A 24,520-nucleotide genomic window follows, 5' to 3' on the forward strand; every position below is an offset into this window, starting at 1 on the left:
GCGCGGCCGAGGTGCGTGACGCGCGGTGACCGGAGCGAGTCTATTGTTCCGTCCCGGCGGCGCGTCCCCGACTCCCCCTCCGGCGCGGCGGGAGGGGGCGTCGTCCGCCGCCGCGCCGCGCGGGCGGTCGCCCTGGTGCCTCGACCGACGCGCCGTGCCACCGGTGTCCCGGGTGCGCCGGGTGGGCAGCTCAGCGGGCGTGTCGGCGGGGAATCTCGGTGTCGGGGCTGGGCGTCGGGCGGACGGGCCGGTAGCGGGCCAGCCAGCCGACGAGTTCCTCGGCCGGCATCGGCCGGGCGTAGAACCAGCCCTGCGCCGCGTCGCAGCCCGCCGCGTGGAGCATGCGCCAGGTGCGCTCGTCCTCGACGCCCTCGGCGACCACCCGCAGCCCGAGCGCCTTCGCCAGCTCGATGGTCGACTTGACGATCGCCGCGTCGTCGGCGTCGTCGGCCATCCCCAGCACGAAGGAGCGGTCCACCTTCACCTCGGACAGCGGCAGCCGCCGCAGGTGTTGGAGGGAGGAGTAGCCGGTGCCGAAGTCGTCCAGGGCGATGCCCACGCCGATGCGGTGCAGCCGGGTGATGGTGGCCAGCACGCGACGCGGGTCGGCCATCAGGGCGCCCTCGGTGATCTCCAGTTGCAGCCGCTGCGGCGGCACCCCGTAGCGGGCGAGCCGGTCGGCGATCTGGTCGGCGATCTCGCCGGTGTGCAGGTCGCGCACGCTGACGTTGAGCGCCGCCGGCAGGTGCGTCCCGGCGGCCGACCACTTGGCGAGCTGTTCCACCACGTCGTCCACCACCCGGCGGGTGAGCAGCCGCATCACCGCACTCTGCTCGGCGACGCGGATCAGCTCCTCCGGGTCCACCATGCCCCGACGGGGGTGCCGCCAGCGCAGCAGCGCCTCCACGCCGACCACCTCGCCGGTCGCGATGGCGACCTGCGGCTGGTAGTACATGGTGATCTCGCCCGCGTCGGCGGCCGCAGCGGCGTCGGGGTCCCGCCGGCCGGTCGCGTCGTGGCGGGGACCCCGCCGGCCCGTCGGGGCGCGGCCGCCGCCGGGCGCCCCCGCGCCGTCGTCGACGGGCGGGCCCTGCCGGCGTACGACCCCGGCGCCCTGCCCGCCGGGGTGCCCGGCGCCGTTGCGGCGGCCCGGGCCGTCGCCTCGGTCGGGGCCGTCCGTCGCGGCGGTCGCCGCCCGACGGCGGATCGGGTCGGCGGCGGTGACGATCCGGTTGATCAGCTCGTCTCCGGGCGGCGGCCCGGGCCGCTGCCGACGGCGACGTAGCCGCCAGCGACCGGCTCCGGGGGTGAGGTCCCCGACGTCGGCGGAAAGCGTGGCCCCGTCGCCGCCCCGGGTGGCGCCGGCCCGCCCGGCACCCGGCAGGCGGCCGGCCGGCGTCGCCCCGGCCGCGACGGCCACCGCCCCGTCGCCCGGGGCGCCGTCGGCGCCGACGTCGGCCAGTTCGGCCGCGACCTGTCCGGCGGGCGGGGCGGCCGCCGGACGGCCCGCCTCCAGCACCCGGCGCAGGTCGGCGAGCAGGCCGAGCCGCTCGGCGGAGTTGTGGTCGGACTCGGCCGCGTAGACCGCCACGGTGTCGTTGCGGTGCTTGGCGTCGTACATCGCCACGTCGGCGTGGCGCATCAGGGTCGCGAAGTCCTCGCCGTGCTCGGGGAAGAGCGCGATGCCGATCGAGCCGCCCACGTCGAGCGGCAACCCGTCCAGCGACACCGGTTCGGCCAGCGCCCGGACCACCCGGCCGGCCAGCTCACGGGCCTCGTCGGCGTCGGTCAGGCCGGTCATCACGATGGCGAACTCGTCCCCGCCCAGCCGGGCGACCATGCCTTCACCGACCACGCCGGTCAGCCGGGCGCTCACCTCGACCAGCAGCCGGTCGCCCACCGCGTGCCCGAGCGCGTCGTTGACGTTCTTGAACCGGTCGAGGTCGATCAGGAGCAGCGCCAGCCGCGCGCCGGGCTCGCCCCGGGCCGCGCGCTCGGCGTGCACGTGCACCTGCTCGCCGACCTCGGCCAGCAGCGCCTTGCGGTTGGGCAGGCCGGTGAGCGGGTCCAGGGACGCGAGCTGCTGCTGCTCGACGCTGAGCCGGGCCATCCGGTAGACGGCGAACAGCGGCACCAGCACCAGCGGGATCAGCGCGGCGCTGGCCCGTGCCGCCGCGACCAGCACCGGGGCGAGCAGCAGCAACGAGCCGGTGGAGAGCAGCTCGAAGCCCAGCCCCTGCCGCAGGCTGGGCCACCAGCGGTCACCGAAACGCAGCCGGACAGCCGCGCTGACCAGCGTGTAGTTGACGGCGAACCAGGCCACCGTCGCGCCGCCCACCGCCAGCACGTCCGTGCCGCGCAGCCGGCCGCCGTCGAAGATGCTGCCGGGCCCCAGCCACGTGACCACGTAGGCGGCGCCCAGGGCGGCCGCGTACTGGGCGGCGTTGAACGCCGTGCGCCACGGGGCGTGGCCCATCCGCCAGCCGGAGACGACGACGGCCACGGCCTGCACCAGCAGCGCCGGGCCGAAGCCCCAGCCGAGCAGGATGGCGAAGGTGAAGCAGGTGGACGGGAAGACCGCGGAGGTCTGCCTGCGCCCGGGGGGCACGAACGGGCGCGCGTCGCAGCCGACAGCCAGGGCCGCCATCACCCAGAACGCCACCGGCAGCCGCGGCAGCTCGGCCGGAAGGTCGAGCAGCGGGCGTACGCAGAGCACCGCGGCCAGCGCGACGACCGACCAGACGAAGGCGAAGAACGGGCGCGCCCGGCCAGGCGGAACGGAGTTGCGCGAGTCGGCGGACTCCATCACACCTCCGAGGGCTCGGTCCACGGGGCGTGACCGGGTCGCACGCCGTGCCACCAATGAAACGCCCTCCGTGTCGCAATGCCCGGCACGACAGTCGCGAATCGGTCGTAGTCGTAATTAAGTTGGTATCTCGACCTGCCCCGTCGGGTCCACGCGCGACGTGCCGCGCCCGCCGTCACTCCTCGACGCGGGCGACCTCCCGGGCGGCCTCCGGGCCGGCGTCGAGCAGCACCCGGAAACCATCCTCGTCCAGGACCGGCACCTTGAGGCTGGCCGCCTTGTCGGCCTTCGAGCCGGGGTTCTCCCCTACCACCACGAAGGACGTCTTCTTGGAGACCGACCCGCTGACCTTGCCGCCCCGGCTCTGGATCGCCTCGGACGCCTGGTCACGGCTGAACCCGGGCAGGGTGCCGGTCACCACGACGGTGAGGCCCTCCAGGGGGCGCGGCCCCTCGTCGACCGCCTCCTCGGCCATTCGTACGCCGGCCTCGCGCCACTTGCGGACCACCTCGCGGTGCCAGTCGACGGCGAACCACTCCCGGATGCTCGCCGCGATCGTCGGCCCCACGCCGTCGACCGAGGAGAGCTCCTCCTCGCTCGCCCGGTCGATCGCCTCGATGGAGCGGAAGTGCCGGGCGAGCGCCTGCGCGGCGGTGGGGCCCACGTGCCGGATGGACAGGCCCACCAGCACCCGCCACAGGTCGCGCTCGCGGGCCACGGCCAGGTTGTCGAGCAGCTTGGCGGCGTTGCTGCCGAGCGTGCCGTCCTTGTTGACGAAGAAGGGCGACCGGGCGAGCTGCTTCTCGTCCAACGAGAACAGGTCGCCCTCGTCGGTGATGACCTGCGCGTCGAGCAGCGCCGCCGCGCCCTTGTAGCCGAGCGCCTCGATGTCGAACACCTTGCGGCCGGCCAGGTGGAAGACCCGCTCCCGCAGCTGACCGGGGCAGGTGCGGGAGTTGGGGCAGCGGATGTCGACGTCGCCCTCCTTCGCCGGCGCGAGCGGCGTGCCGCAGGCCGGGCAGGTGGTGGGCATGACGAACGGCCGGGCGTCGGCGGGACGCAGGTCGACCACCGGGCCGAGCACCTCGGGGATCACGTCGCCGGCCTTGCGCAGCACCACGGTGTCGCCGATCAGGACGCCCTTGCGTTCGACCTCCCGGGCGTTGTGCAGGGTGGCGTACGCGACGGTGGAGCCGGCCACCTTGACCGGCTGGAGAACGGCGCGCGGCGTGACCCGGCCGGTGCGGCCGACCTCGACGTCGATGTCGAGCAGCTTCGTGTTCACCTCCTCCGGCGGGTACTTGAAGGCGATGGCCCAGCGCGGCGCCCGGCTGGTCGAGCCGAGCCGGCCCTGGATGGGGACCGGGTCGACCTTGACGACCACGCCGTCGATCTCGTGCTCGACGTCGTGGCGGTGCTCGGCGTAGTGGGCGATGTATTCGGCGACACCGGCCAGGTCGGGCACCACCCGCCAGCGGTCGCTGGTCGGCAGCCCCCACGCCCGCAGGGCCGCGTAGGACTCGGACTGCGCCACCGGCTGGAAGCCGCGGCGGGCGCCGATGCCGTGCACCACCAGCCGCAGCGGCCGGGAGGCGGTGACCCGCGGGTCCTTCTGGCGCAGGCTGCCGGCGGCGGCGTTGCGCGGGTTGGCGAACGGCGGCTTGCCCTGCTCGACCAGCCCGGCGTTGAGGTCGGCGAAGGCGGCCACCGGGAAGTAGATCTCGCCCCGGACCTCGACGAACTCGGGCACGTCGCCGAACTCGGCCGACGTGGCGAGCTGGCCCGGCACGTCACGGATGCTGCGCACGTTGGCGGTGACGTCCTCGCCGGTGCGCCCGTCGCCCCGGGTCGCCGCCCGCACCAGCCGGCCGCGCTCGTAGGTCAGGTTGATGGCGAGCCCGTCGACCTTCAGCTCGCAGAGGTAGGGCACCGGGCCACCCGCGTCGCGCTCGACCCGCTCGGCCCAGGCCGCCAGTTCCTCGTCGGCGAAGGCGTTGTCGAGGGAGAGCATCCGCTCGGCGTGGGCGACGGGGGTGAAGTCGGTGGAGAAGGTGCCGCCGACCCGCTGCGTCGGCGACTCGGGGGTGCGCAGCGCCGGGTACTGCTCCTCCAGCGCCTCCAGCTCGCGCAACTGCCGGTCGAACTCGGCGTCGGGGATGGTCGGCGCGTCCAGCACGTAGTAGCGGTACTGGTGTTCCGTCAGCTCCTGACTGAGCGTCGCGTGCCGTTCCCGGGCATCGGGGGTCGGCTCGGCGCCGGCGGCCGCCTCCTGTGCCGGAGTGACCTGCTGGGCGATGGCTTCCTCGGACACCGTGCGACCTCCCGTGATTCCGCTACCTCGGCACCGTATCGGTCCGGTGGGACAATCCGGCGGCCACCCGTCGCGCCCGGGCGGCGTCGGGGCCCCGGCCGTGCGAGGATCGCCGGACGGCGGTGCCGCGCGGGCGGGTCCGCGCACCGTCGACGCCGCGGCCCGCGCGCCGCACCCACTGACCAGGCGGGGGTACGGATGCCGGAATGGCTGCTCTGGGCGGCGGGGATCGTGCTGGCCGTGGCCGCCGGCTGGGCGTGGAACGACCGGCGGCGGGGCGACCGCGACGACGCCGGGCGACCGCCGAGGCGTCCGGGTGCCCGCCCCGGCCGCAGGACGCCACCGGGCGGGCCCGGCCGGTCGAGCGCGCCGCCCCGGCCGCGCACCGCCGAGCGGGCCCCCGACGGGGCGCCGCGCCCGGGCGAGATCTGGTGGGCCGACGTCCCGTACGCCGACGGCACCGGCTCGAAGGTGCGGCCCTGCCTGGTGCTGCGCGCCGACGGCGGGGGCGCCGACGTCCTGAAGATCACCAGTCAGGACAAGAGCGCCCGGGACGACCACGTGTCCATCCCCACCCGTCGGTGGGATCCCGACGCCGACCACGACAGCTTCGTCGACCTGGCCGAGCCGGTGCACGTCGCGCTGGCCGACTTCGCCCGCCGCGCCGGCGACTGCGATCCCGCCCTGTGGCGTCGCATCCGCCGCCTCCCCCACCTGCCGGGCGCCTGACCCTCAGCCCGGCCTGCCGGGTGCCTGACCCGCCCCGCCCGTCGGTCACCCCAGCGGCGACGGCGCAGGCTCAGTCCCAGGCCCGGGAGAGGGCGGTGAGCTGGTCGGCGTACTCGATGCGGGCGGCCCAGGGCGCGGGCCAGGCCGCCATGCCCCGGGCCGTGCCGACGAAGGCGCCGGCCAGCGCGGCGATCGAGTCGGAGTCGCCGGCGGTGGTGGCGCCCCGGGCCAGCGCGGCCACCGGGTCGTCGGCGTGCCGGATCGCGCAGAACAGGGCCGTGGCCAGCGCCTCCTCGGCGATCCACCCCTCGCCGGTGTGCCGGCACGGGTCGCCGCCGTCGTCCGGGGCGGCGAGCGCGGCGTCGAGGCGGCCGAGGACGGCGAGGCACTCGTCCCAGCCCCGGGCGACGAAGTCCTCCGGGGTGTCCACCCCGGGGCGCTGCCAGAGGTCGCCGAGCCAGTCGGCGCGGTAGACCCGCCGCTGGTCGCGGGCCCGGTCGGCGAGCAGCCGGGGCAGCTCCGCCAGCGCCGCGCCGTCGCGCAGCAGCCGCACCGCGTACGCGGTCAGTTCGCTGGCTGCGAGGCCGGTCGGGTGGCCGTGGGTCAGCCCCGCCTGGAGCTGGGCCAGCCCGGCGAGGGTGTCGAGGTCGACGTCGACCAGGCCGACCGGGGTGACCCGCATGTTGGCCCCGCAGCCCTTCGAGCCGGCCACCGTCGCCTCCTGCCAGCGCACCCCGCGCTCCAGTTCGGCGCAGGCCCGCAGGCAGGTCATGCCCGGCGCCCGGTTGTTCTCCGGGCTGGCCGCCCAGTCCAGGAAACGCTTGCGCAGCAGCGGCTCGACCGCCTCCGGGGTCAGCGCCGGCGCGTCGTGCAGCGCCCAGCCGACCGCCAGCGCCATCTGCGTGTCGTCGGTCACCAGCGCCGGCTCACCGGCGAGCTCGCGGGGGCCGGCCGGCCCGTACCGGCGAACGATCTCGGCGACGGTCAGGAACTCGGTCGGCTTGCCCAACGCGTCACCGTAGGCGAGGCCGAAGAGCGAACCCGCGGCCCGCCGGAGCGAGGTGTCGATCATTCCGCGATCATGCCCGCCGCACGCAACCCGCACCACCGGGGCGGATGTCGGCGCAGGAACAGGTCGCGTGCCGGCGGACGTGGGGGAAACGCATCCGTCGGGGCCCTCGCGGTCCGGCGGCGGCGCAGGGATCGGCCGGGCCCGGCCTTGGTGCCCGGCGGGGTCGCTCAGGCGGAGAAGACCAGGCAGAAGGGGTGACCGGCCGGGTCGGCGTAGACCCGGAAGTCGTCGCCCTCGCCGGGCAGCCGCCGGGCGCCGAGCGCCAGCACCCGCTGCTCGGCCGCCTCCACGTCCGCCACCTGCACGTCCAGGTGGAACTGCTGCGGCCGCTCCGGGTCGGGCCACGCCGGCGGGCGCAGGTCGGGCGCCGTCTGGAAGGCGAGACGGTGACCCGAGCCGGCGATCACGACCCAGCCGTCGTCGCTGGCGTCGGCGTCGACGGGCAGGCCCAGCAGCTCCGAGTAGAACCCGGCCAAGGCCCGGGGATCGGGGCAGTCGATGACCACGGTGCGCAGTTGTCCCATCATGCCGGCCATCCTGCCCCGCTCGTACGACGGGAAACCTCAGTCCTCGGCGAGCCGCCGTCCCGCGTCCCGGCAGGCGGCGAGCACGGCGCGCGCGTGCTGCCCGGAGGCGCTGGCGAGGCCGCAGGCGGGGGTCACCACGACCTGCTCGGCGAGCTGCCGGCGGGGGAACCCGAGGCGGTCCCAGAGCTGGCGTACGCGATCGGCGACCTGCGCCGAGGTCGGCGCGCGACCGGCGGACGACGGCGTGGTGGAGACGGCGCCGGCCAGCAGCCCGAGCCCCGCGTCGATCGCCTCGCCCAGCGGATCCAGGTCGGTGACCAGGCCGAGGTCGAGGGCGACGCCGATGGCTCCCGTCGAGCGGATCAGCTCCAGCGGCACGTCCGGCGCGCAGCAGTGCACCACGGTCGGCACCCCGGCCGCCTCGACGACCGTGCGCAGCAGCGACGCGGCGGCGCTCGGATCGACGGCCCGGTACGCGCCGAGCCCGCTCTCGGTGGGCACCCGCCCGGCGAGCACCGTCGGCAGCGACGGCTCGTCGAGCTGGAGCAGCACGGTGGCGCGCGGCAGCCGGCGGGCGACCGCCGCGACGTGCCCGCGCAGCCCCTCCGCGAGCGAGTTCGTGAGATCCCGGACGGCGCCGGGGTCGCGCAGCATCCGGCCGCCGATCGGCAGCTCCAGGGACGCGGCCAGGGTCAGCGGGCCACCTGTCTGGATCTTGACCGGCCCCGCGTACTCCTCCGCCTGCTCGGCGAGCTGGTCGAGGTCGCGTTCCATCAGGTCGCGGGCGCGGCGCACGTCCCGCCCCGGGCGCGGCGCGATCCGCCAGCGGGCGGCGTACAGCTCCACCGGCAGCTCGACCAGCAGGCCGGCGGTCCGGCCGATCAGGTCGGCGCCGGGGCCCCGCGCCGGCAGCTCCGGCAGGTGGGGCAGGGCGGGAAGCTCACCGAGGACGATCCGCTGTGCCTCGGCGATGTCGGTGCCGGGAAGCGAACCGATGCCGGTCGCCGCGCCGGCCGGCCAGGGCCACGCCTGATCTGTCACGGCCGAAGACTATCCGGTGCGCGGACGCCCGCCACTCGGCCGCCCGGGACCGGACCGGGGTGCCCTGCCGGACGCACGCTCCCGATCGGGCGTCAGCCGGCGATGGTGGCGGAGCCGAGCACGACGTCGCCGGCCGGGTCCGGCCGGTACGCCACGATCGCCTGGCCGGCGGCGACCCCCCGCACGGGGCGGCGCAGCTCGGCGCGCAGACCGTCGGCGGTCAGCTCGACCGTCGCCGGCACCACGTCCCCGTGCGCCCGCAACTGCACCTCGCACTCCAGCGGCGCGTCGGGGCGCGGGCCGCCCGTCCACACGGGGCGCTCCGCGCGCACCCGGGAGACCTCCAGCGCCTCGGCCGGGCCCACCGTCACGGTGTTGGTCTTCGGCGTGATGGACAGCACGTAGCGCGGCCGGCCGTCCGGCGCCGGCCGGTCCAGGTGCAGCCCGCGCCGCTGCCCGACCGTGTACGCGTACGCGCCGCTGTGGCTGCCCACCACGGCGCCGGTGGCGGCGTCCACCACCTCGCCGGGCGCCTCACCGAGACGCTCGGCGAGGAAGCCGCGGGTGTCCCCGTCGGCGATGAAGCAGATGTCGTGGGAGTCCGGCTTGTCGGCCACCGCCAGCCCGCGCCGGGCCGCCTCCTCGCGCACCTGCGCCTTCGTCGAGTCGCCGAGCGGGAACACCGACCGGTCCAACTGCTCGCGGGTGAGCACCGCCAGCACGTACGACTGGTCCTTGGGCAGGTCGACGCTGCGACGCAGCAGGCCGTCGGCGCCGAGCCGGGCGTGGTGGCCGGTGACCACGGCGTCGAAGCCCAGGGCCACGGCCCGGTCCAGCACCGCAGCGAACTTGATCTTCTCGTTGCAGCGCAGGCAGGGGTTCGGTGTACGGCCGGCCGCGTACTCGGCGACGAAGTCGTCCACCACGTCGGAGTGGAAGCGGTCGGCCATGTCCCAGACGTAGAACGGGATGCCGATGACGTCGGCGGCCCGCCGGGCGTCCCGGGAGTCCTCCAGGGTGCAGCAGCCGCGCGCACCGGTGCGGTAGGTCTGCGGGTTGCGGGCCAGCGCCAGGTGCACGCCGGTCACGTCGTGCCCCGCCTCGACGGCCCGCGCCGCCGCGACCGCCGAGTCCACCCCGCCCGACATCGCCGCCAAGACCCTCACCGGCTCACTCCCTTCACCCCACCGACCCTATCCCCATCCCCGACCCGCCCAGCCACCGGCGATCATGCAGTCGTGGCGGGGCACGAATGCCGCAGGAGACCACGCTCCGGGCACCACGACTGCATGATCGACCGCCTCGCGGCGAGGTCAGCGGGGCGTGCGGAGGGCGGCGGCGCGGCGGGCGCGGTCGACGGCGGCCGGAAGGGCGGCGATCAGCGCGTCCACGTCGGCCGCCGTGCTGGTGTGGCCGAGGGTGAAGCGCAGTGAGGAGCGGGCGCGGTCGTCGTCGGCGCCCATGGCGATCAGCACGTGCGACGGCTGGGCCACCCCGGCGGAGCAGGCGGAACCCGTCGAGCAGGCGATGCCCCGCGCGTCCAGCAGGAGCAGCAGGGCGTCGCCCTCGCAGCCGGGGAAGGAGAAGTGCGCGTTGCCCGGCAGCCGGTCGGTCGGGTCGCCGTTGAAGACCACCTCGGGCACCGCGTGCCGGACCCGCTCCACCAGGTCGTCGCGGAGCGCGGCGATGCGGGCCGCGTACTCCTGCTGGCCCTTGACCGCCGCCTCCACGGCGACCGCGAAGGCCACGATGCCGGCGGTGTCGAGGGTGCCGGAGCGTACGTCCCGTTCCTGGCCGCCGCCGTGCAGCAGCGGGGTGGCCGACACGTCGCGGGCCAGCAGCAGGGCGCCCACCCCGGTGGGCCCGCCGAGCTTGTGCCCGGTGACGGTCAGCGCGGCGACCCCGGCGGCGGCGAAGTCGACCGGCACCTGCCCGACCGCCTGGATGGCGTCGGTGTGGAACGGCACCCCGTGCTCGGCGGCGACGGCGGCCAGCTCGGCGACCGGCTGCACGGTGCCGACCTCGTTGTTGGCCCACATCGCGGTCACCACGGCGACCCGGTCGCCGTGCGCGGCCAGCTCGGCGCGCAGCTCGTCGGGGCTGAGCCGGCCGGTGGCGTCGACGGTGAGCCAGCCCACGCCGGCGTCCTCGTGCTCGACGAGCCAGTCCACCGCGTCGAGCACGGCGTGGTGCTCGACGGCGCTGGAGACCACCCGGTCACGCCGCGCGTCGGCGGCGCGGCGGGACCAGAAGATGCCCTTCACCGCGAGGTTGTCGCTCTCGGTGCCGCCGCCGGTGAAGACGACCTCGGAGGGGCGGGCGCCCAGCGCGGCGGCCACCCGTTCCCGCGACTCCTCCACCCGCCGCCGGGCACGGCGGCCCGCCGCGTGCAGTGAGGACGCGTTGCCGACCTCGCGGGCGGTGGCGACGTACGCCTCGAGTGCCTCGTCGAGCATCGGAGTGGTCGCCGCGTGATCCAGGTAAGCCATCGCCGTTCAGCCTACGACCGGTTGGTGGCGGCCCGGATGCCGGAGGGCCCCGTGCGAGGGCCACGGATGCCGGCGCCGGGCGGGGAGGGCGCTCCTCCCCGCCCGACGCCGGGCCTGCCCGGTGCGAGGCCCCGCCGTGTCGCAGGCACCGCCGTGCGCCCGGTCGGGCGGGCACCGCCGTGCGCCCCGGTCAGGCGGGCACCGCCGTGACGACGATGTTGTCGCGGTACTTGCGGACCTTCGCGTCGAACGGCCCACCGCAGGTGATCAGGGTCAGCCGCGGCTTGCCGTCGCGGGCGAAGTACCGGTCCAACGGGATCCGGGTCTTGTCGTACTCCTCCCGGGCGACGACCCGGTACCGCCGGGCCTCCCCGTCGCTGCCGGTCGCGGTGAGGGTGTCGCCCTCGTCGAGCTCACGCAGGCGGTAGAAGGCGCCCTTGCCCTGCGTGGCGCTGTCCACGTGGCCGGCGACGACCACCGAGCCGGCGTCGGTCTCCAGGCCCGGCCCGTACCGGTACCAGCCGATCTGGTCGACGCTGGGCGGCACCTCGAACTCGTTGGTGCGCTCGTTGATGCCGACCGCGTTCACCGTGGCGGTGACGTCGATCGTGGGGATCTCCAGCCGTACCGGCGGGACGACCTTCGTACCGGCCGGCAGTTCCCCCGTGGTGACCGGGACGCTGGCGGCGTCGCCGGTGGTGACCGACGGGGCCGGCGTGGGGCTGGCCAGGGCCGCCGCCTCGTCGGCGCCGACGTCCTCGGCCGGCCGGGAGCCGCAGGCGACGAGGGTCGCGACGGTGAGCGCGGCGACGCCGGCGGCCATGGCCGCCAGCGCCCCGCGGTGGCGCACCGTCACCTGCGACCGGTCCGGGCGGTGGCCACCCGCGCCCCGCCGCCGATCAGCAGCAGCGCGCCGGCGCCGGTCAGCACGTACCACCAGGTGTCCACGCCGGTGCGGGCCTGGCCGCCGTCGCCGCTGGGCACCCCGGCCGGGGCCGAGTGCAGGCCGGTGATGGTCTGCGCCACGACGCCGAGGTTCTTCGCGTCGGCCGAGCCGATCGCGTACACGATCGTCGCGGTGCCCTCCTTGAGGTCGAGGTCCGCCGGCCCGATCGCCACGGTGTCGGTGCCGGCGAGCACCACGTCGGCCTTGACGGCACCCGCGTCGACGTCGCCCTTGGCCTCGTTCGGGTTGGTGAGGCCCTCGAAGACCGGGGTGCCGCCGGCGCGCACGTCCACTGCCGGGGCGGCCGCGGTGTGCCGGACGATCAGCCGGGCCTTGCCGGCGGCGACCTTGCCGGTGTCGTTGACGAACGGCGTGATCTTCGGCTTGCCGGCCGCGTCGAGGTGGGCGGCGATGCTGATGTTCGCGCCGCCCGGCACCGCGGCGTCGTCGACGCTGAGGATGGCCTGGGCGATCGGCTCGCCGGGCTTGGTGAGGGCGATGTCGTACGCGCCCTCCTCCAGGTTCAGCGGGCCGGCCACGTCGCCGGGCTTGAAGTTGTCCAGCGTCTTCTCGCCGTTGACGTACACGTCGACCGGGGTGTCCGGGATGCCGTGCACGACGGAGACCTTGGACGAGGCGGCGTACGCGGGGGTGGCGGTGAGGGCGCCGGCTCCGGCGAACGTCAGCGCGGCGACCGCGCCGCCCGCGGCGACCCGACGGAAGTACGAGAGCTGCATGTCTGCCTCCTGGTAGTTGGTACTGATTCGTCAGGCCTGGTGTGCAAAACGAGTTACGCCCGGCCCACCGTCGCCGGATGCGCCCGGGAGCAACTTCTTTTCGTCCGCCTGATCCGCATCCGGCGGCCGCCTCCGGAGCGAAGAGCTACCGAGACCAGACCGACCGGAAAGGCGGGGGCGATGACTGTGGGAGTTACAGTCGGGCATGCCCCCTGGAAGGCGAGCCGCCCTGTGACAGCGGCACGGCAGGAGCCGGACCCACCCGAGGACGACCTGGCCGCGCGTTTCCGCGCAGGCGACGAACTGGCGCTCCGGCAGGCGTACGACCGGTACGGCCGCGCCGTCCTGCACCTGGCCACCAGCACCCTGGCCAACCGCAGCGACGCCGAGGACGTGACCCAGACCACCTTCGTCGCCGCCTGGCTGGGGCGGGACACCTTCGACCCCGGCAAGGGCTCGCTGGTCGGCTGGCTGCTCGGCATCGCCCGCCGCAAGGTGATCGACCGGCTGCGGGCCTCGGCCCGCGAGACCCGGGTGGTCGAGACGGTCCGGCAACTGCCGGAGCAGGCGCGCACGGGCCCGGATCCGGACACCGTGGTCGACCGGCTGGTGGTCGCCGACGAGCTGGCCCGACTGCCCGACGACCAGCGGCGCATGCTGGAGTTGGCGTTCTTCGACGACCTCACCCACCAGCAGATAGCGACGGTGACCGGGGTGCCGCTCGGCACGGTCAAGAGCCACATCCGCCGCGGTATGGCGAGCTTGAAACGCAGATGGGAGGTGGACGGTGCCGCACCTGGACCACGACCGGCTGGTCTTCCTGGCGCTCGGTGAGACCGAGGCGGACGCCACGGAGACCACCCACCTCGACACCTGCGCGCACTGCCGGGCCGAGATGGACACCCTCCAACACGTCGCCGGCCTCGGCGCCGGCACCCAGGGCCTGCACGACCTGCCCGATCCGCCGGAGCACGTCTGGCAGGGCATCGTCGCGGAGATCCGCGCGGCGGAGGCCCTGCCGGCGCTGCCCGGGCCCCGCGCCGAGCGGTCCGCCGACGAGCGCCCCCCGACCGACCGGCCGGACGACGCCGACGGGGCGGGCGGCGTGGTCCTCGCCCCGGCCCGCCGGCGGGGCCGGTGGTCACGCTGGGCAACGACCGCCGTGACCGCGACGGCCGCCGCCGTGGTCGGCGTCGTCGGCACCCTCGTCGCGATCGACGGGACCGGGCCGGCGCCGGAGCCCGCCCCACCGCAGGTGGTGCTGGCCAGCGCGCCCCTGAAGGCGTACGGCGAGACGCCGCCGGACGCCAACGGCGAGGCCCGGGTGTTCGACAACGGCCGACTGCACCTGCACCTGGCGAATCTCCCGGACGTCCCGGGGTACTACGAGGTGTGGCTCATCAACCCGCGGAACATGCAGATGTTCTCGGTCGGTGTGCTCGGCGACGCGACGGACGAGCTGCTGCCGCTGCCACCGAACGTGGACCTTGAGGCATACTCGGTTGTCGACGTCTCCGCCGAGGCGTACGACAACAACACCGCCCACTCCGGCAAGAGCCTGTTGAGGGGCACCCTGACGGGCTGATCGGCGGGCCGGCTCAGCTCCCCGGCCCGCCGATCAGCTCCCATCGCGGCCCGGCCGCCGCCACCTCCGCAGGTCAGCCGAGGCGGCGGCCGGACCCACGCCCGGCCCGCTCGGCGGCCGGAGCGGAAGATCAGCCGAGGCGGCGGCCGAACCGGCCGAACCGCTTGTCGAGCGCGACGACGGCCGAAGCCACGACGGCTATGCCCAGGATCCGCAACCACGCCTGCCCGTCGATGGGCGCCGTACGGAACAGGTCGTTCATGACCGGCAGGTAGGTAAGGGCGAGCTGGCCGAGGGCCTGCACGAGCACCCCGGCGATCAGCCAGCGGTTGCTGAACAGGCCCAGGCGCCACGGCGAGCGGGTCAGGGAGCGGCAGCTGAACAGGTAGAACGCCATGACGGTGACGAAGAGGTTCACCGCGGCGGTCCGCGCCTGCGCCAGGTCGGCCCCGCCGGAGCGCTCCCACTCGAACAGCCACCAGGCGCCCACCACCAGCAGCGCGGAGACCAGCAGCACCCGGACCACCAGCGCGACGGTGAGCAGGGGCTGACCGGGATCGCGGGGCGGCCGGTCCATGATCCCGGGCTCCTTCGGCTCGAAGGCGAGCGTCAGGCCGAGGAACACCGCCGTGGTCATGTTGATCCAGAGGATCTGGCTCGGCAGGATCGGCAGCGCCGAGCCGAGCACGATCGCGACGAGGATGACCAGCCCCTCCGCCGCGTTGGTGGGCAGCGTCCAGGTGATGAACTTCGTCAGGTTGGCGAAGACGCCCCGCCCCTCCGAGACGGCCGCCTCGATGGTCGCGAAGTCGTCGTCGGTGAGCACGACGTCGGCGGCCTCCTTGGCCACCTCGGTGCCGCTGCGGCCCATCGCCACCCCGATGTTGGCCGCGCGCAGCGCGGGGGCGTCGTTGACCCCGTCGCCGGTCATCGCGACCACCTGGCCGTCGGCCTGCAACGCCTCCACCAGCCGGAGCTTCTGCTCGGGCGAGACCCGGGCGAACACCGACGCCCCCCGTACGGCCGCGGGCAGCTCCCCGGCGGGCAGCGCCGCCAGGTCGGCGCCGGTCAGCACGTCGCCCGGACCGGGCTCGGCGCGCAGCAGCCCGATCCGGCGCGCGATGGCGCTGGCGGTGGCGAGGTGGTCCCCGGTGATCATCTTCACGTCGATCCCGGCGCGGTGGCAGGACGTCACGGCCGCCGCCGCGGCGGCCCGGGGCGGGTCGAGCATCGCGTGCAGCCCGGTGAAGACCAGCGTGCCGGCCAGTTCCTCCTCGACGAGCCCGTCCGTCGGACCGACCGCCCGCATCGCGGTGGCGAGCACCCGCAGGCCCTCGCCGGCCAGCTCGTGGGCGGCGGCCAGCACGGCCGGGGCGTCGAGCGGTCCCGTCGAGCCGTCGGGGCGCAGGGCCGAGCCGGACCATTCGACCACCCGCTCCACCGCCCCTTTGACGAGCACCACCCGCCCGCCCTCGGGACGCTCGTGCAGGGTCGCCATGAACTGCCGCTCCGAGGTGAACGGGACGGCGGCCACCCGGGGCAGTTCGGCGGCGACCTCGTGCGCGTGCAGCCCCACCTTGGCGCCCGCCACGAGCATCGCGCCCTCGGTGGGGTCGCCGAGCACGACCCAGCGGCCGTCCTGCTCGTCGAGGCGGGCGTCGTTGCAGCCCACGCCGGCCAGCAGCGACCAGCGCAGCGGGCCCTCCCCCGTCGGGGCCGGGCCGCCCGCCGGATCCCGGATCTCGCCGGTGGGGACGTAGCCGGTCCCGCCGACCTCGTAGCGGCCCTGCGGGGTCCACAGCACCTGGACGGTCATCTGGTTCTCGGTGAGGGTGCCGGTCTTGTCGGTGCAGATCACCGTGGTGCTGCCCAGCGTCTCCACCGCCGGCAGCCGCCGGATCACCGCCCGGCGGCGGGCCATCCGGGACACGCCGATCGCCAGGGTGATCGTCACGGCGGCGGGCAGCCCCTCCGGGATCGCGCCCACGGCGAGTGCCACGGCGGCGGTGAACGTCTCCCCGGCGTCCTGCCCCCGCACCAGACCGATGCCGAAGGTCACCGCCGCGAGGAGCAGGATCGCCGCGGTGAGCAGCCGGCTGAACCGGGCGAGCTTCACCGTCAGCGGCGTGTCCAGCACCTGCGCGCCGCCGACCAGGCGGTGGATGCGGCCCAGTTCCGTGTCCGCCCCGGTGGCCACCGCGACGCCGACCGCCGTGCCGCCGGTGAGCAGGGTGCCGGAGTGCAGCAGGTTGCGGCGGTCGGCCACCGGCGCGTCGGCCGGCACCACCAGCTCGTCCTTGCGTACGGGCAGCGACTCGCCGGTCAGCGCCGACTCGTCGGCGCGCAGCTCGGCGGCGCGTACGAGCCGCAGGTCGGCGGGGACCTTCTCCCCCGCCTCCACGAGCACCACGTCCCCGGGGACCACGTCGTCGGACGACACGTGGCGTTGCCGGCCGGCGCGCAGCACCCGGGCCTGCGTACGCACCATCGCCCGCAGCGCGTCGAGGGCCGCCTCCGCGCGGGACTCCTGGAGGAAGCCGACGACGGCGTTGACGAGCACCACCCCGAAGATCACCGCCGAGTCGACGTACTCGGCGAGCAGCAGGGTGACCACGCCGGCGGCGACCAGCACGTAGATCAGCGGGTTGTGGAACTGCCGCAGCAGCCGGCGCAGCGCCCCGCCCTCGGCCGCGCTGGGCAGCACGTTGGGCCCGTACCGCTCGAGCCGCGCCGCCGCCTCCTCGTCGGTCAGCCCGTGCTCGGTGTCGGTGCCGAGCAGCAGCACGACCTCGTGCACGGCGAGCGCGTGGTGATCGCCCTCGGGCGTCCTGGCCGGCATCGGCACACTCCTGTTCGACACGGGGACGGCCGCGCTGGGGCACTCCGGGTAGAGCGCCTCCATGGTCGCAGGCCGACGCGGGACCCCGCGGGTCGTTCCGGGGTGCCGCCTGCGGAAAAAGGCGCGGGCCGGGAACCGCGTCGCGGTTCCCGGCCCGCGCCCGGACGGGCGTCAGCTCACTTGCGCTTGCGGATCTCGTCCGCGGCCTGCGGGACGATCTTGAACAGGTCACCCACCACGCCGAAGTCGGCCAGCTCGAAGATCGGCGCCTCGCCGTCCTTGTTGACCGCGACGATGGTCTTCGAGGTCTGCATGCCGGCCCGGTGCTGGATGGCGCCGGAGATGCCGAGAGCGACGTAGAGCTGCGGGGAGACCGTCTTGCCGGTCTGTCCCACCTGGAACTGGTGCGGGTAGTAGCCGGAGTCGACGGCCGCGCGGGACGCGCCCACGGCGCCGCCGAGCAGGTCGGCCAGCTCCTCGACCAGCTTGAAGTTGTCGGCGTTGCCGACGCCCCGACCACCGGAGACGACCACGCCGGCCTCGGTGAGCTCCGGGCGGGAGCCCTTCTGCTCGGCCACCCGGTCGACGACCTTGGCCAGCTTGTCGGTGTCGGCGACCGCGACGGTGAGCTGCTCGACGGCCGGGCTGGCCGCCGCCGGGGTCGGGTTGACCGAGTTGGGCCGGACGGTGACCAGCGGCAGGCCGCGGGTGACCTTGGACTTGACGATGGCGGAGCCGGCGAAGGCCACCTGGGTGGCGGTGCCGTCGGCGGCCAGGCCCACCACGTCGGTCAGGATGCCGTTGTCCAGCTTGACGGCCAGCCGGGCGGCGATCTCCTTGCCCTCCTGGGAGGAGGCGAGCAGCACGGCGGCCGGCTGCACCCGCGAGACCAGCTCGGCCACCACGGTCGCCTTGGGGGCCACCAGGTAGCCGTCGATCTCCTCGCTCTCGGCCGCGTAGATCTTCTCCGCGCCGTACTCGCCCAGCTTGGCGCTCAGCGCCTCGGCGGCGCCGGGGCCGCCGAGCACGACCGCGCTCGGGGTGCCCAGCTCGCGGGCGAGGGTGAGCATCTCCAGGGTGACCTTCTTGACGCCGAATTCCCGGGTGGCTTCGACGACGACGAGAACCTCAGACATGTCCAGACCTCTCACACGAACTTCTCGGTGGCGAGGAACTCGACCAGCTTCACGCCGCCGTCGCCCTCGTCGGTGATCTTCGCGCCGCCGGAGCGCGGCGGACGCTTGCTGTGCTCCAGCACGGCGCTGGTCGCGCCCTCGAAGCCCACCTCGGCCGGGGCGACCCCGAGGTCACCCAGGGAGAGCGTCTGCACCGGCTTCTTCTTGGCGGCCATGATGCCCTTGAAGGACGGGTAGCGCGGCTCGTTGATGGTGTCCCAGACGGAGACCACGGCGGGGGTGGTGGCGGTGACCACCTCGTAGCCCTCCTCGGTCTGCCGCTCGACGGTCAGGGTGGAGCCGTCGACCGTGAGCTTGCGGGCGCCGGTGAGCGCCGCGACGCCCAGCCGCTCGGCGAGCATGTGCGGCATGACCTGCACCCGGCCGTCGGTCGACTCGCTGCCGCAGAGCACCAGATCGGCGTTGAGCTGACCGAGGGCGGCGGCGAGCACCTTCGAGGTGGCCACGGCGCAGGAGCCGTGCAGGGCGTCGTCCACGACGTGCACGGCCTTGTCCGGGCCCATGGAGAGCGCCTTGCGGATCGACTCGGTCGCCCGGTCCGGACCCATGGTCAGGACGGTCACCTCGCCCCCGTGGGCCTCCTTGATCTTCAACGCCTCCTCGATGGCGTACTCGTCCATCTCGTTGATGACGTTGTTCGCCGAACCGCGGTCGACGGTGTTGTCGTCACTGCGCAGGTTGCGGTCCGCGCCCGAATCGGGCACCTGCTTGACGAGTACGACGATGTTCATCGCGCTTCGACGACCCTCCTGTTGGTGTTGCGATCGCTCGCCCGGTCTGGGGCGCAGCCTCGCGCTTCCGTTGACGCCGGTCAACCGCGCGGTGCTGTGCAGTTGCCCACGGCGCAATGTTACCTGCCAGTAGCATCCGGCTCCGGCGCCCTCAGGGTGACACAGCTCACCGGCGGCCATGCGGGCGGGTAATCTGACGAATCGGGAGGTGTCACGAAATGTCAGAAAACACCAGTACCGGCCGCGCCGACACGCCGCGGCACCGCTGTCGCCGGACCCGACCCGAGGCGTACCGGTGCGCCTGTGGCCGGCTGCGCGAGCGGTGCGTGCGGGCCGCCGTCCGGGCGCTCTGGTCGCCGACCCGACGCACCGCCCACGGCGAGTACGCCCACCCCGGCGCGCCCCGCGCCCCGGGCCCGGGGCGCGGGGGCGACCACGGCGGCCGCCCGCACCGGGACGCCGGCGCGGCTCACGCCGGCTGATCCAACGCGTCCCTGATCCGCTCGATGGCCGCCGCCTCGGCCGGGGCGACCCCCCGGTGCGCGCCGGCCACCCGCTCGGCCGCCGAGAGCACCACCTCGCGGTAGCCGGCCACGTCCCGGGGCGACTTCTCCCGCAGGATCCGCACCGAGCGGCCCAGCGCCGGCAGCACCACCGCCTCGATCTCCAGGGCCGAGTCCCGGGGCAGCTTCGGCAGCGGACCGCTGGTCAGCGCCTCCTTGACCACCCCGCTGCTGTCGGCCATCGCGCCGGAGGCGGCGAAGCTCTCCCGGAACAGGGCGAGCATCCCCGGGTCCGCGTTGGCCACCAGGAACACCGCCCCGAACGCGCCCGTCTTGAGGGTCAGCCGTTCCTCGGCCGTCAACCGCTGCTCCATGATCACGGAGTGTAGACGTACGGGGTGGTGGTCGTGACCGGGACGAGACCGAGCCGCTGGAGGATCGGCCGGCTCTCCGGCGAGCAGTCCACCTGGAGCAACGTCCTGCCACGCTGCTCGGCCAGGCGCGCCCGGTACGCGACCAGCGCCCGGTAGACGCCCCGCCGCCGCCACTGCGGCAGGGTCGAGCCGCCCCAGAGGGTCGCGAAGCCGGTATTCGCCTGGTAACGGACCCAACCGGCGCTGACCACCGTCTCGTCCGCCTCGGCGACGACGACCGTGATGCACTGCGGGTCGGCCTCGATCTCCCTCGCCAGGCCGGTCACCAGGTGGCTGCGGTCGTCGTGCCAGACCGCCTCCTCCATCGCGGCGATGCGCTCCAGGTCCTCCCGGGCACTGACCTCGCGCAGGCGTACCCCCTCGGGCAGCACGGGCACGGCGGCGGCCAGCGCCGCGACCGGACCGACCACGACGGTCTCCTCCGCCTCCGCGACGAACCCGGCGGCGCGCAGCCGATCGGGCAGGTCGACCGGCTGGTCGTGCCCGTTGAGCTTCCACTCCACCGCCTCGCCGCGCCGGCGGAAGAACTCCACCTGCCGGGCGATCAACGCGTCCAACTCGGCCCCGACGAGCCCGTCCAGCGTGCGGTACGTGAGGAAGCCGCGCTGGTCGAGACCGAGGACGCGGACCAGCGGGCCGTCCCGTTCGACGGTGACCCCGGCCGGCAGCGGATCCGGAATCTCCGGGCGGATCTGGGCGTCGTAGGCGTCACGCAGCGTGCGGGCGTCAAGATCGGTCATCCCACGAGGCTACGGCCGGCCGGAAACGGATAATGGTCACGTGTGGCAGGCGATCAGGCGGTGGTTCGACCCGCGCGAGCTGCGGGCGGTGGGCAGCACCCCCGACTACCGCTTCTCGCTGGCCAACGAGCGGACGTTCCTGGCCTGGCTGCGTACCGGGCTGGCGCTGGTCGCGGGCGGGCTGGCCGCCGCGCAGTTCCTGCCGCCGGCGCACCTGCGGGAGGTGATCGCCATCGCGCTGCTGCTGCTCGGGGGCACGGTGGCGGTGCGCGCGGTCGACCACTGGGCGCGTACGGAGCGGGCCATCCGCCTCGGCGAGGAACTGCCCGCCTCACGCTTCCCGGCGGTGCTCGCCCTCGCCGTCGGCCTCGGCGCGCTGCTGCTGGTGGCGGCGGTGCTGGCCCGGGCGGTCGGTGGCCGGTGAACCGGCCCGGCGGAGCCGGCGGCCACGGGACGCAGCCGCCGGGGCGGGACCGGCCGGCGCGCGACCCCGGGCTGCAACCCGAGCGCACAAGGCTGGCCTGGCGGCGTACGGCCCTGGCGCTCACCGTGATCATGGTGCTGACCGTGCGGCTCGCGCTCACCGGGCCGCCCGCCGGCGGGGCGTTCGGCGCGCTCGTCGCCGGGGCCGCCGTGCTGGGCTGGGGCGCGGCGCTGACGGTCTGCTGGCGGCGGGCCACCGGCACGGGCCCGGCCCCCGGCTACGGGCGCTCGCTACCCCTGGTCGCCCTCGCCACGGCCGGCTTCGCGCTGCTCGGCACCCTGCTGGCGGCGCGCGGACTGGGTTGACGGGAGCCGGTGCGCCATGATTGACCCATGGCCCGGCTCTACGTCCTCCTCTTCGTCGTGCAGATCGTCCTCGCCGTCTGCGCGCTGATCAGCTGCCTCTCCGCCGAGGAGGGCGAGATCAAAGCCCTGCCCCGGATCGCCTGGGTGCTGATCATCCTGTTCTTCCCGCTGCTCGGCTCCCTCGCCTGGTTCGCCGCGGGGCGCGAGCGCGTCGCGGGCCGACCCGCCGGCGGAGCGCCGAAGGGTCGGCTCCTGCCGCCCCGGGAGCGGCCCCGCCCGGTCGCCCCCGACGACGACCCCGAGTTCCTCCGCTCCCTCGGCGAGCGCTCCCGGCAGGAGGACGGGGAGCTGTTCCGCCGCTGGGAGGAGGATCTGCGCCGCCGCGAGGACGAGATGCGCCGCCGCGACGGCGAGCCGCCGCGCGAGGAGGACCGCCCCGAGGGTTCCACTCCCGGCGCCTGAGCCCCGCCGCCGCCGCCGTCGCCGGTCGCCCGGCGACGGCGGCGGGCCCGACTCAGGCCAGGTTCGACGAGCGGGGGTACGCGTCCGCCGGGTCGGTGAGCACGTTGACCAGGTACGGCACGCCGGCGTCGAACGCCCGCCGCAGCGCCGGCCCGAGGTCGCCGGCCTTCGCCACCGTCTCGCCGGCCCCGCCCAGGGCGCTCACCACGTGGTCGTAGCGCAGCTCCGGCTGGAGGTCGGCGGCGACGTCGTAGCCGTACATGGCGCGCATCGGGTGCTTCTCCAGCCCCCAGATGCCGTTGTTGCCGACCACGATCACCACGGGCAGCTTCTGCCGGGCGAGGGACTCGACGTCCATCAGCGAAAAGCCGGCCGCGCCGTCGCCCATGAGGACGCAGATCTGCCGGTCGGGGTGGCTGACCCGGGCGCCCATCGCGTAGCCCATGCCGGTGCCGAGGCAGCCGTACGGGCCGGGGTCGAGCCAGGTGCCGGGCTGCGCGGGCTCCAGGTAGCGGCCGGCGTACGAGACGAAGTCGCCGCCGTCGCCGATGGTGATGGCGTCGCGGGCGAGGACCTTGCGCAGCTCGCCGTAGACCCGGGCGGGCCGGATCGGGTCGGACTCGGCGGCCATCTCCTCGGCGTCGCGGGCCTTGGCGGCGTCCTCGGCCGTACGCAGCTCGGCGATCCAGTCGGCGTGGTCGGCCCGGTCGCCCGGGTGGTCGGCCAGCGCGGTGAGGATCAGCCGGAGGTCACCGGCGGGGGCGGCGGCCGGCTGCACGTGCCCGGCGCGCTGGCTGGGCGCGTCGACGACGTGCACCACCTTCGCGTCGCCGAAGTCGCCGAAGCTGAGCCGGAAGTCGAGCGGGGTGCCGATCACGACGACCACGTCGGCGCCCTTGAGCGCCACGCGACGGGCCTTGGCGAAGGCGAGCGGGTGCTCCGGCGGCAGCGCGCCCCGGCCCATCCCGTTGGTGAAGACCGGCACCTGGAGCGACTCGGCGGCCGCGCGCAGGGCGTCGACCGCGTCCCCGGCGTAGACGTCGGAGCCGGCGATGACGACCGGGCGGTGGGCGGCGGCGATCAGGCCGGCCGCCTTCGTCACCTCGTCGGGGTCGGGCTCGACCGGCGCGATGCCCGGCAGCGGGGGCAACTCGGCGTCGGAGACCGAGAAGACGGCCTCCAGGGGGAAGTCGAGGAAGACCGGGCCCCGGTGCGGGGTGAGCGCGGTGGTCAGCGCCGCGGTCACCGCGCGCGGGATGTCGTCGGGGCTGAACACCGTCTCGGCGTGCTTGGTGACCGGGGCGACCAGCGGCAGGTGGTCCATCTCCTGGAGGCTGCCCGAGCCCCAGCGGAACTGCGGGGCCCGGCCGCCCAGCACCAGCACGGGCGAGGCGTTGAAGTAGGCGCTGGTCAGTCCGGAGACGCCATTGGTGACGCCGGGGCCGGCGGTGAGCACGGCGAGGCCGGGGCGGCGCTGGAGCTTCGCCACCGCCTCGGCGGCGAAGACGGCCGACTGCTCGTGCCGCACGTCGTAGATGGGGAAGCCGGTCTTGTGCGCGGCGTCGTAGAGCGGAAAGACGTGCCCGCCGGAGAGGGTGAACATCTCCCGCACCCCGTACGCGCGCAGCGCCGCGAGCGCGAGCTCCCCGCCGTGACCTTCGATCCGCTCCGTCATCCCGCTCTTCCCTTCGTCCGCGTGGCCGGGGTCACACGCTACTCACCGGTAGGAGAAATGTGAACAGTTCTCGTTCGACGCCCGGGGGCCGGCGGGTCGCCCCGCCGGCCCGGGCCGGTCAACGGCCGGTGAAGTCCGGCTTGCGCTTCGCCACGAACGCCGCCATGCCCTCGCGCCGGTCCTCGGTGGCGAACAGTGCCGCGAAGAGCTGGCTCTCCCAGGCCAGACCGGAGTTCAGGTCCATGTCCAGGCCGCCGTCGACGGCGAGCTTGGCGGCGCGCAGCGCCTGCACGGGCCCGGTGAGGTACGGGCGGACCAGCTCGACCGCGGTGTCGTAGACCTCAGCCGCCGGGGCGACCCGGTCGGCCAGGCCGATCCGCAGGGCCTCCTGGGCGTCGACCATCCGGCCGGACATGATCAGGTCCTTGGCGCGGGCCGGGCCGACCAGGCGGGCCAGCCGCTGGGTGCCGCCCGCGCCAGGGATGATGCCGAGCTTGATCTCCGGCTGCCCGAGCTTGGCGTCCTCGGCCACCACCCGCCAGTCGCATGCCAGCGCCAGCTCGCAGCCGCCGCCGAGGGCGTAGCCGGTGATCGCGGCGACGACCGGCTTGGGGATCCGGGCGATCGCGCCGAGCGCGCTGGACAGGTCGGCCGCCCGGTCCGCCATGTCCACGTAGGACATGTCGGCCATCTCCTTGATGTCCGCGCCGGCCGCGAAGACCTTCTCCCCGCCGTACACGATGACGGCGCGGACGCCCGGGTCGGCGGTGGCCGCCGTGGCGGCGGCGCGCAACTCCTCCTGCACCTGGGTGTTCAGGGCGTTCATCGGCGGCCGCTCCAGTCGGATGGTGCCGATGCCGTCCTTGGTCTCCAACCGCACGAACTCGCCCACGCTGGCCCTCACTTCC

23 protein-coding genes are annotated in these 24,520 nt (G+C 75.0%); 7 read left to right on the plus strand and 16 right to left on the minus strand.

Annotation, left to right across the window (positions count from 1 at the left end; genetic code table 11):
* Nucleotides 1-190: 190 nt before the first annotated feature.
* Nucleotides 191-2,806: a putative bifunctional diguanylate cyclase/phosphodiesterase gene (locus tag GA0070610_RS21090; RefSeq protein ID WP_089001643.1), complete on the minus strand. Its 2,616-nt coding sequence runs from the start codon at nucleotides 2,804-2,806 to the stop codon at nucleotides 191-193.
* 175 nt (nucleotides 2,807-2,981) lie between these two features.
* Complete coding sequence (ligA, locus tag GA0070610_RS21095) at nucleotides 2,982-5,117, minus strand: NAD-dependent DNA ligase LigA (RefSeq protein WP_089001644.1); 2,136 nt, start codon at nucleotides 5,115-5,117, stop codon at nucleotides 2,982-2,984.
* A gap of 198 nt (nucleotides 5,118-5,315) precedes the next feature.
* On the opposite strand from ligA, the gene GA0070610_RS21100 reads away from it, so the two are divergent.
* Entirely contained in the window at nucleotides 5,316-5,846 is a 531-nt protein-coding gene (locus GA0070610_RS21100) for a type II toxin-antitoxin system PemK/MazF family toxin (RefSeq protein WP_089001645.1), read from the plus strand.
* Nucleotides 5,847-5,916: 70 nt separating this feature from the next.
* Here GA0070610_RS21100 and GA0070610_RS21105 read toward each other — a convergent pair whose 3' ends face one another.
* The 7 genes from GA0070610_RS21105 to GA0070610_RS21135 form a co-directional block, all read right to left on the minus strand.
* Entirely contained in the window at nucleotides 5,917-6,918 is a 1,002-nt protein-coding gene (locus GA0070610_RS21105; protein ID WP_089001646.1) for an ADP-ribosylglycohydrolase family protein, read from the minus strand.
* 167 nt (nucleotides 6,919-7,085) lie between these two features.
* A complete protein-coding gene (locus tag GA0070610_RS21110) occupies nucleotides 7,086-7,445 on the minus strand; it encodes a VOC family protein (RefSeq protein ID WP_172896568.1) in 360 nt (119 codons plus the stop codon).
* Between the two features lie 36 nt (nucleotides 7,446-7,481).
* Complete coding sequence (locus GA0070610_RS21115) at nucleotides 7,482-8,486, minus strand: methionine synthase (RefSeq protein WP_089001648.1); 1,005 nt, start codon at nucleotides 8,484-8,486, stop codon at nucleotides 7,482-7,484.
* Nucleotides 8,487-8,578: 92 nt separating this feature from the next.
* Nucleotides 8,579-9,652: a tRNA 2-thiouridine(34) synthase MnmA gene (gene mnmA / locus GA0070610_RS21120; RefSeq protein ID WP_089001649.1), complete on the minus strand. Its 1,074-nt coding sequence runs from the start codon at nucleotides 9,650-9,652 to the stop codon at nucleotides 8,579-8,581.
* Between the two features lie 147 nt (nucleotides 9,653-9,799).
* Nucleotides 9,800-10,975 carry a cysteine desulfurase family protein gene (locus GA0070610_RS21125; protein WP_089001650.1) on the minus strand — a complete coding sequence of 392 codons (1,176 nt, stop codon included), beginning with the start codon at nucleotides 10,973-10,975 and terminating at the stop codon, nucleotides 9,800-9,802.
* 190 nt (nucleotides 10,976-11,165) lie between these two features.
* Nucleotides 11,166-11,831 carry a class F sortase gene (locus GA0070610_RS21130; protein WP_089001651.1) on the minus strand — a complete coding sequence of 222 codons (666 nt, stop codon included), beginning with the start codon at nucleotides 11,829-11,831 and terminating at the stop codon, nucleotides 11,166-11,168.
* Entirely contained in the window at nucleotides 11,828-12,658 is an 831-nt protein-coding gene (locus tag GA0070610_RS21135) for a DUF4397 domain-containing protein (protein WP_089001652.1), read from the minus strand. The genes GA0070610_RS21130 and GA0070610_RS21135 overlap by 4 nt, the downstream gene beginning before the upstream one ends.
* Nucleotides 12,659-12,889: 231 nt before the next feature.
* On the opposite strand from GA0070610_RS21135, the gene GA0070610_RS21140 reads away from it, so the two are divergent.
* Nucleotides 12,890-13,492, plus strand: a complete 603-nt coding sequence (locus GA0070610_RS21140) for an RNA polymerase sigma factor (protein WP_089001653.1) — start codon at nucleotides 12,890-12,892, stop codon at nucleotides 13,490-13,492.
* Nucleotides 13,446-14,243, plus strand: a complete 798-nt coding sequence (locus GA0070610_RS21145; RefSeq protein ID WP_089001654.1) for an anti-sigma factor — start codon at nucleotides 13,446-13,448, stop codon at nucleotides 14,241-14,243. The genes GA0070610_RS21140 and GA0070610_RS21145 overlap by 47 nt, the downstream gene beginning before the upstream one ends.
* Before the next feature lie 130 nt (nucleotides 14,244-14,373).
* Here the strand turns inward: GA0070610_RS21145 and GA0070610_RS21150 are convergent, their stop codons facing one another.
* From GA0070610_RS21150 to GA0070610_RS21160, 3 genes are all read right to left on the minus strand, one after another.
* Entirely contained in the window at nucleotides 14,374-17,082 is a 2,709-nt protein-coding gene (locus GA0070610_RS21150) for an HAD-IC family P-type ATPase (RefSeq protein ID WP_089003639.1), read from the minus strand.
* Nucleotides 17,083-17,258: 176 nt separating this feature from the next.
* Nucleotides 17,259-18,218 carry an electron transfer flavoprotein subunit alpha/FixB family protein gene (locus GA0070610_RS21155; RefSeq protein ID WP_089001655.1) on the minus strand — a complete coding sequence of 320 codons (960 nt, stop codon included), beginning with the start codon at nucleotides 18,216-18,218 and terminating at the stop codon, nucleotides 17,259-17,261.
* A gap of 11 nt (nucleotides 18,219-18,229) precedes the next feature.
* The gene (locus GA0070610_RS21160; RefSeq protein WP_089001656.1) at nucleotides 18,230-19,009 is read right to left on the minus strand and encodes an electron transfer flavoprotein subunit beta/FixA family protein; all 780 of its coding nucleotides are present in this window, start codon (nucleotides 19,007-19,009) and stop codon (nucleotides 18,230-18,232) included.
* Between the two features lie 218 nt (nucleotides 19,010-19,227).
* Between GA0070610_RS21160 and GA0070610_RS21165 the strand changes: the two genes are divergently transcribed.
* Entirely contained in the window at nucleotides 19,228-19,491 is a 264-nt protein-coding gene (locus GA0070610_RS21165) for a hypothetical protein (protein WP_089001657.1), read from the plus strand.
* Here the strand turns inward: GA0070610_RS21165 and GA0070610_RS21170 are convergent.
* The gene (locus tag GA0070610_RS21170; protein WP_089001658.1) at nucleotides 19,479-19,886 is read right to left on the minus strand and encodes a hypothetical protein; all 408 of its coding nucleotides are present in this window, start codon (nucleotides 19,884-19,886) and stop codon (nucleotides 19,479-19,481) included. The genes GA0070610_RS21165 and GA0070610_RS21170 overlap by 13 nt on opposite strands.
* A 2-nt stretch (nucleotides 19,887-19,888) precedes the next feature.
* Nucleotides 19,889-20,686: a GNAT family N-acetyltransferase gene (locus GA0070610_RS21175; RefSeq protein WP_089001659.1), complete on the minus strand. Its 798-nt coding sequence runs from the start codon at nucleotides 20,684-20,686 to the stop codon at nucleotides 19,889-19,891.
* A 40-nt stretch (nucleotides 20,687-20,726) separates the two neighbouring features.
* On the opposite strand from GA0070610_RS21175, the gene GA0070610_RS21180 reads away from it, so the two are divergent.
* The 3 genes from GA0070610_RS21180 to GA0070610_RS21190 are packed head-to-tail and all read left to right on the plus strand — an operon-like array spanning nucleotide 20,727 to nucleotide 21,937.
* Nucleotides 20,727-21,110 (plus strand): YidH family protein, encoded by a 384-nt coding sequence (locus GA0070610_RS21180; protein ID WP_089001660.1) that lies wholly within the window; start codon nucleotides 20,727-20,729, stop codon nucleotides 21,108-21,110.
* A complete protein-coding gene (locus GA0070610_RS21185; protein ID WP_089001661.1) occupies nucleotides 21,107-21,475 on the plus strand; it encodes a DUF202 domain-containing protein in 369 nt (122 codons plus the stop codon). The genes GA0070610_RS21180 and GA0070610_RS21185 overlap by 4 nt, the downstream gene beginning before the upstream one ends.
* Before the next feature lie 27 nt (nucleotides 21,476-21,502).
* Nucleotides 21,503-21,937 (plus strand): PLD nuclease N-terminal domain-containing protein, encoded by a 435-nt coding sequence (locus GA0070610_RS21190; protein WP_089001662.1) that lies wholly within the window; start codon nucleotides 21,503-21,505, stop codon nucleotides 21,935-21,937.
* 52 nt (nucleotides 21,938-21,989) lie between these two features.
* Here the strand turns inward: GA0070610_RS21190 and GA0070610_RS21195 are convergent, their stop codons facing one another.
* Complete coding sequence (locus GA0070610_RS21195; RefSeq protein ID WP_089001663.1) at nucleotides 21,990-23,612, minus strand: acetolactate synthase; 1,623 nt, start codon at nucleotides 23,610-23,612, stop codon at nucleotides 21,990-21,992.
* Nucleotides 23,613-23,730: 118 nt separating this feature from the next.
* On the minus strand, nucleotides 23,731-24,504 hold the full coding sequence (locus GA0070610_RS21200; RefSeq protein WP_089001664.1) for an enoyl-CoA hydratase-related protein: 774 nt from the start codon (nucleotides 24,502-24,504) through the stop codon (nucleotides 23,731-23,733).
* Between the last annotated feature and the right edge of the window lie 16 nt (nucleotides 24,505-24,520).

Source organism: Micromonospora echinofusca (genome assembly GCF_900091445.1).
GTDB classification, from domain to species: domain Bacteria; phylum Actinomycetota; class Actinomycetes; order Mycobacteriales; family Micromonosporaceae; genus Micromonospora; species Micromonospora echinofusca.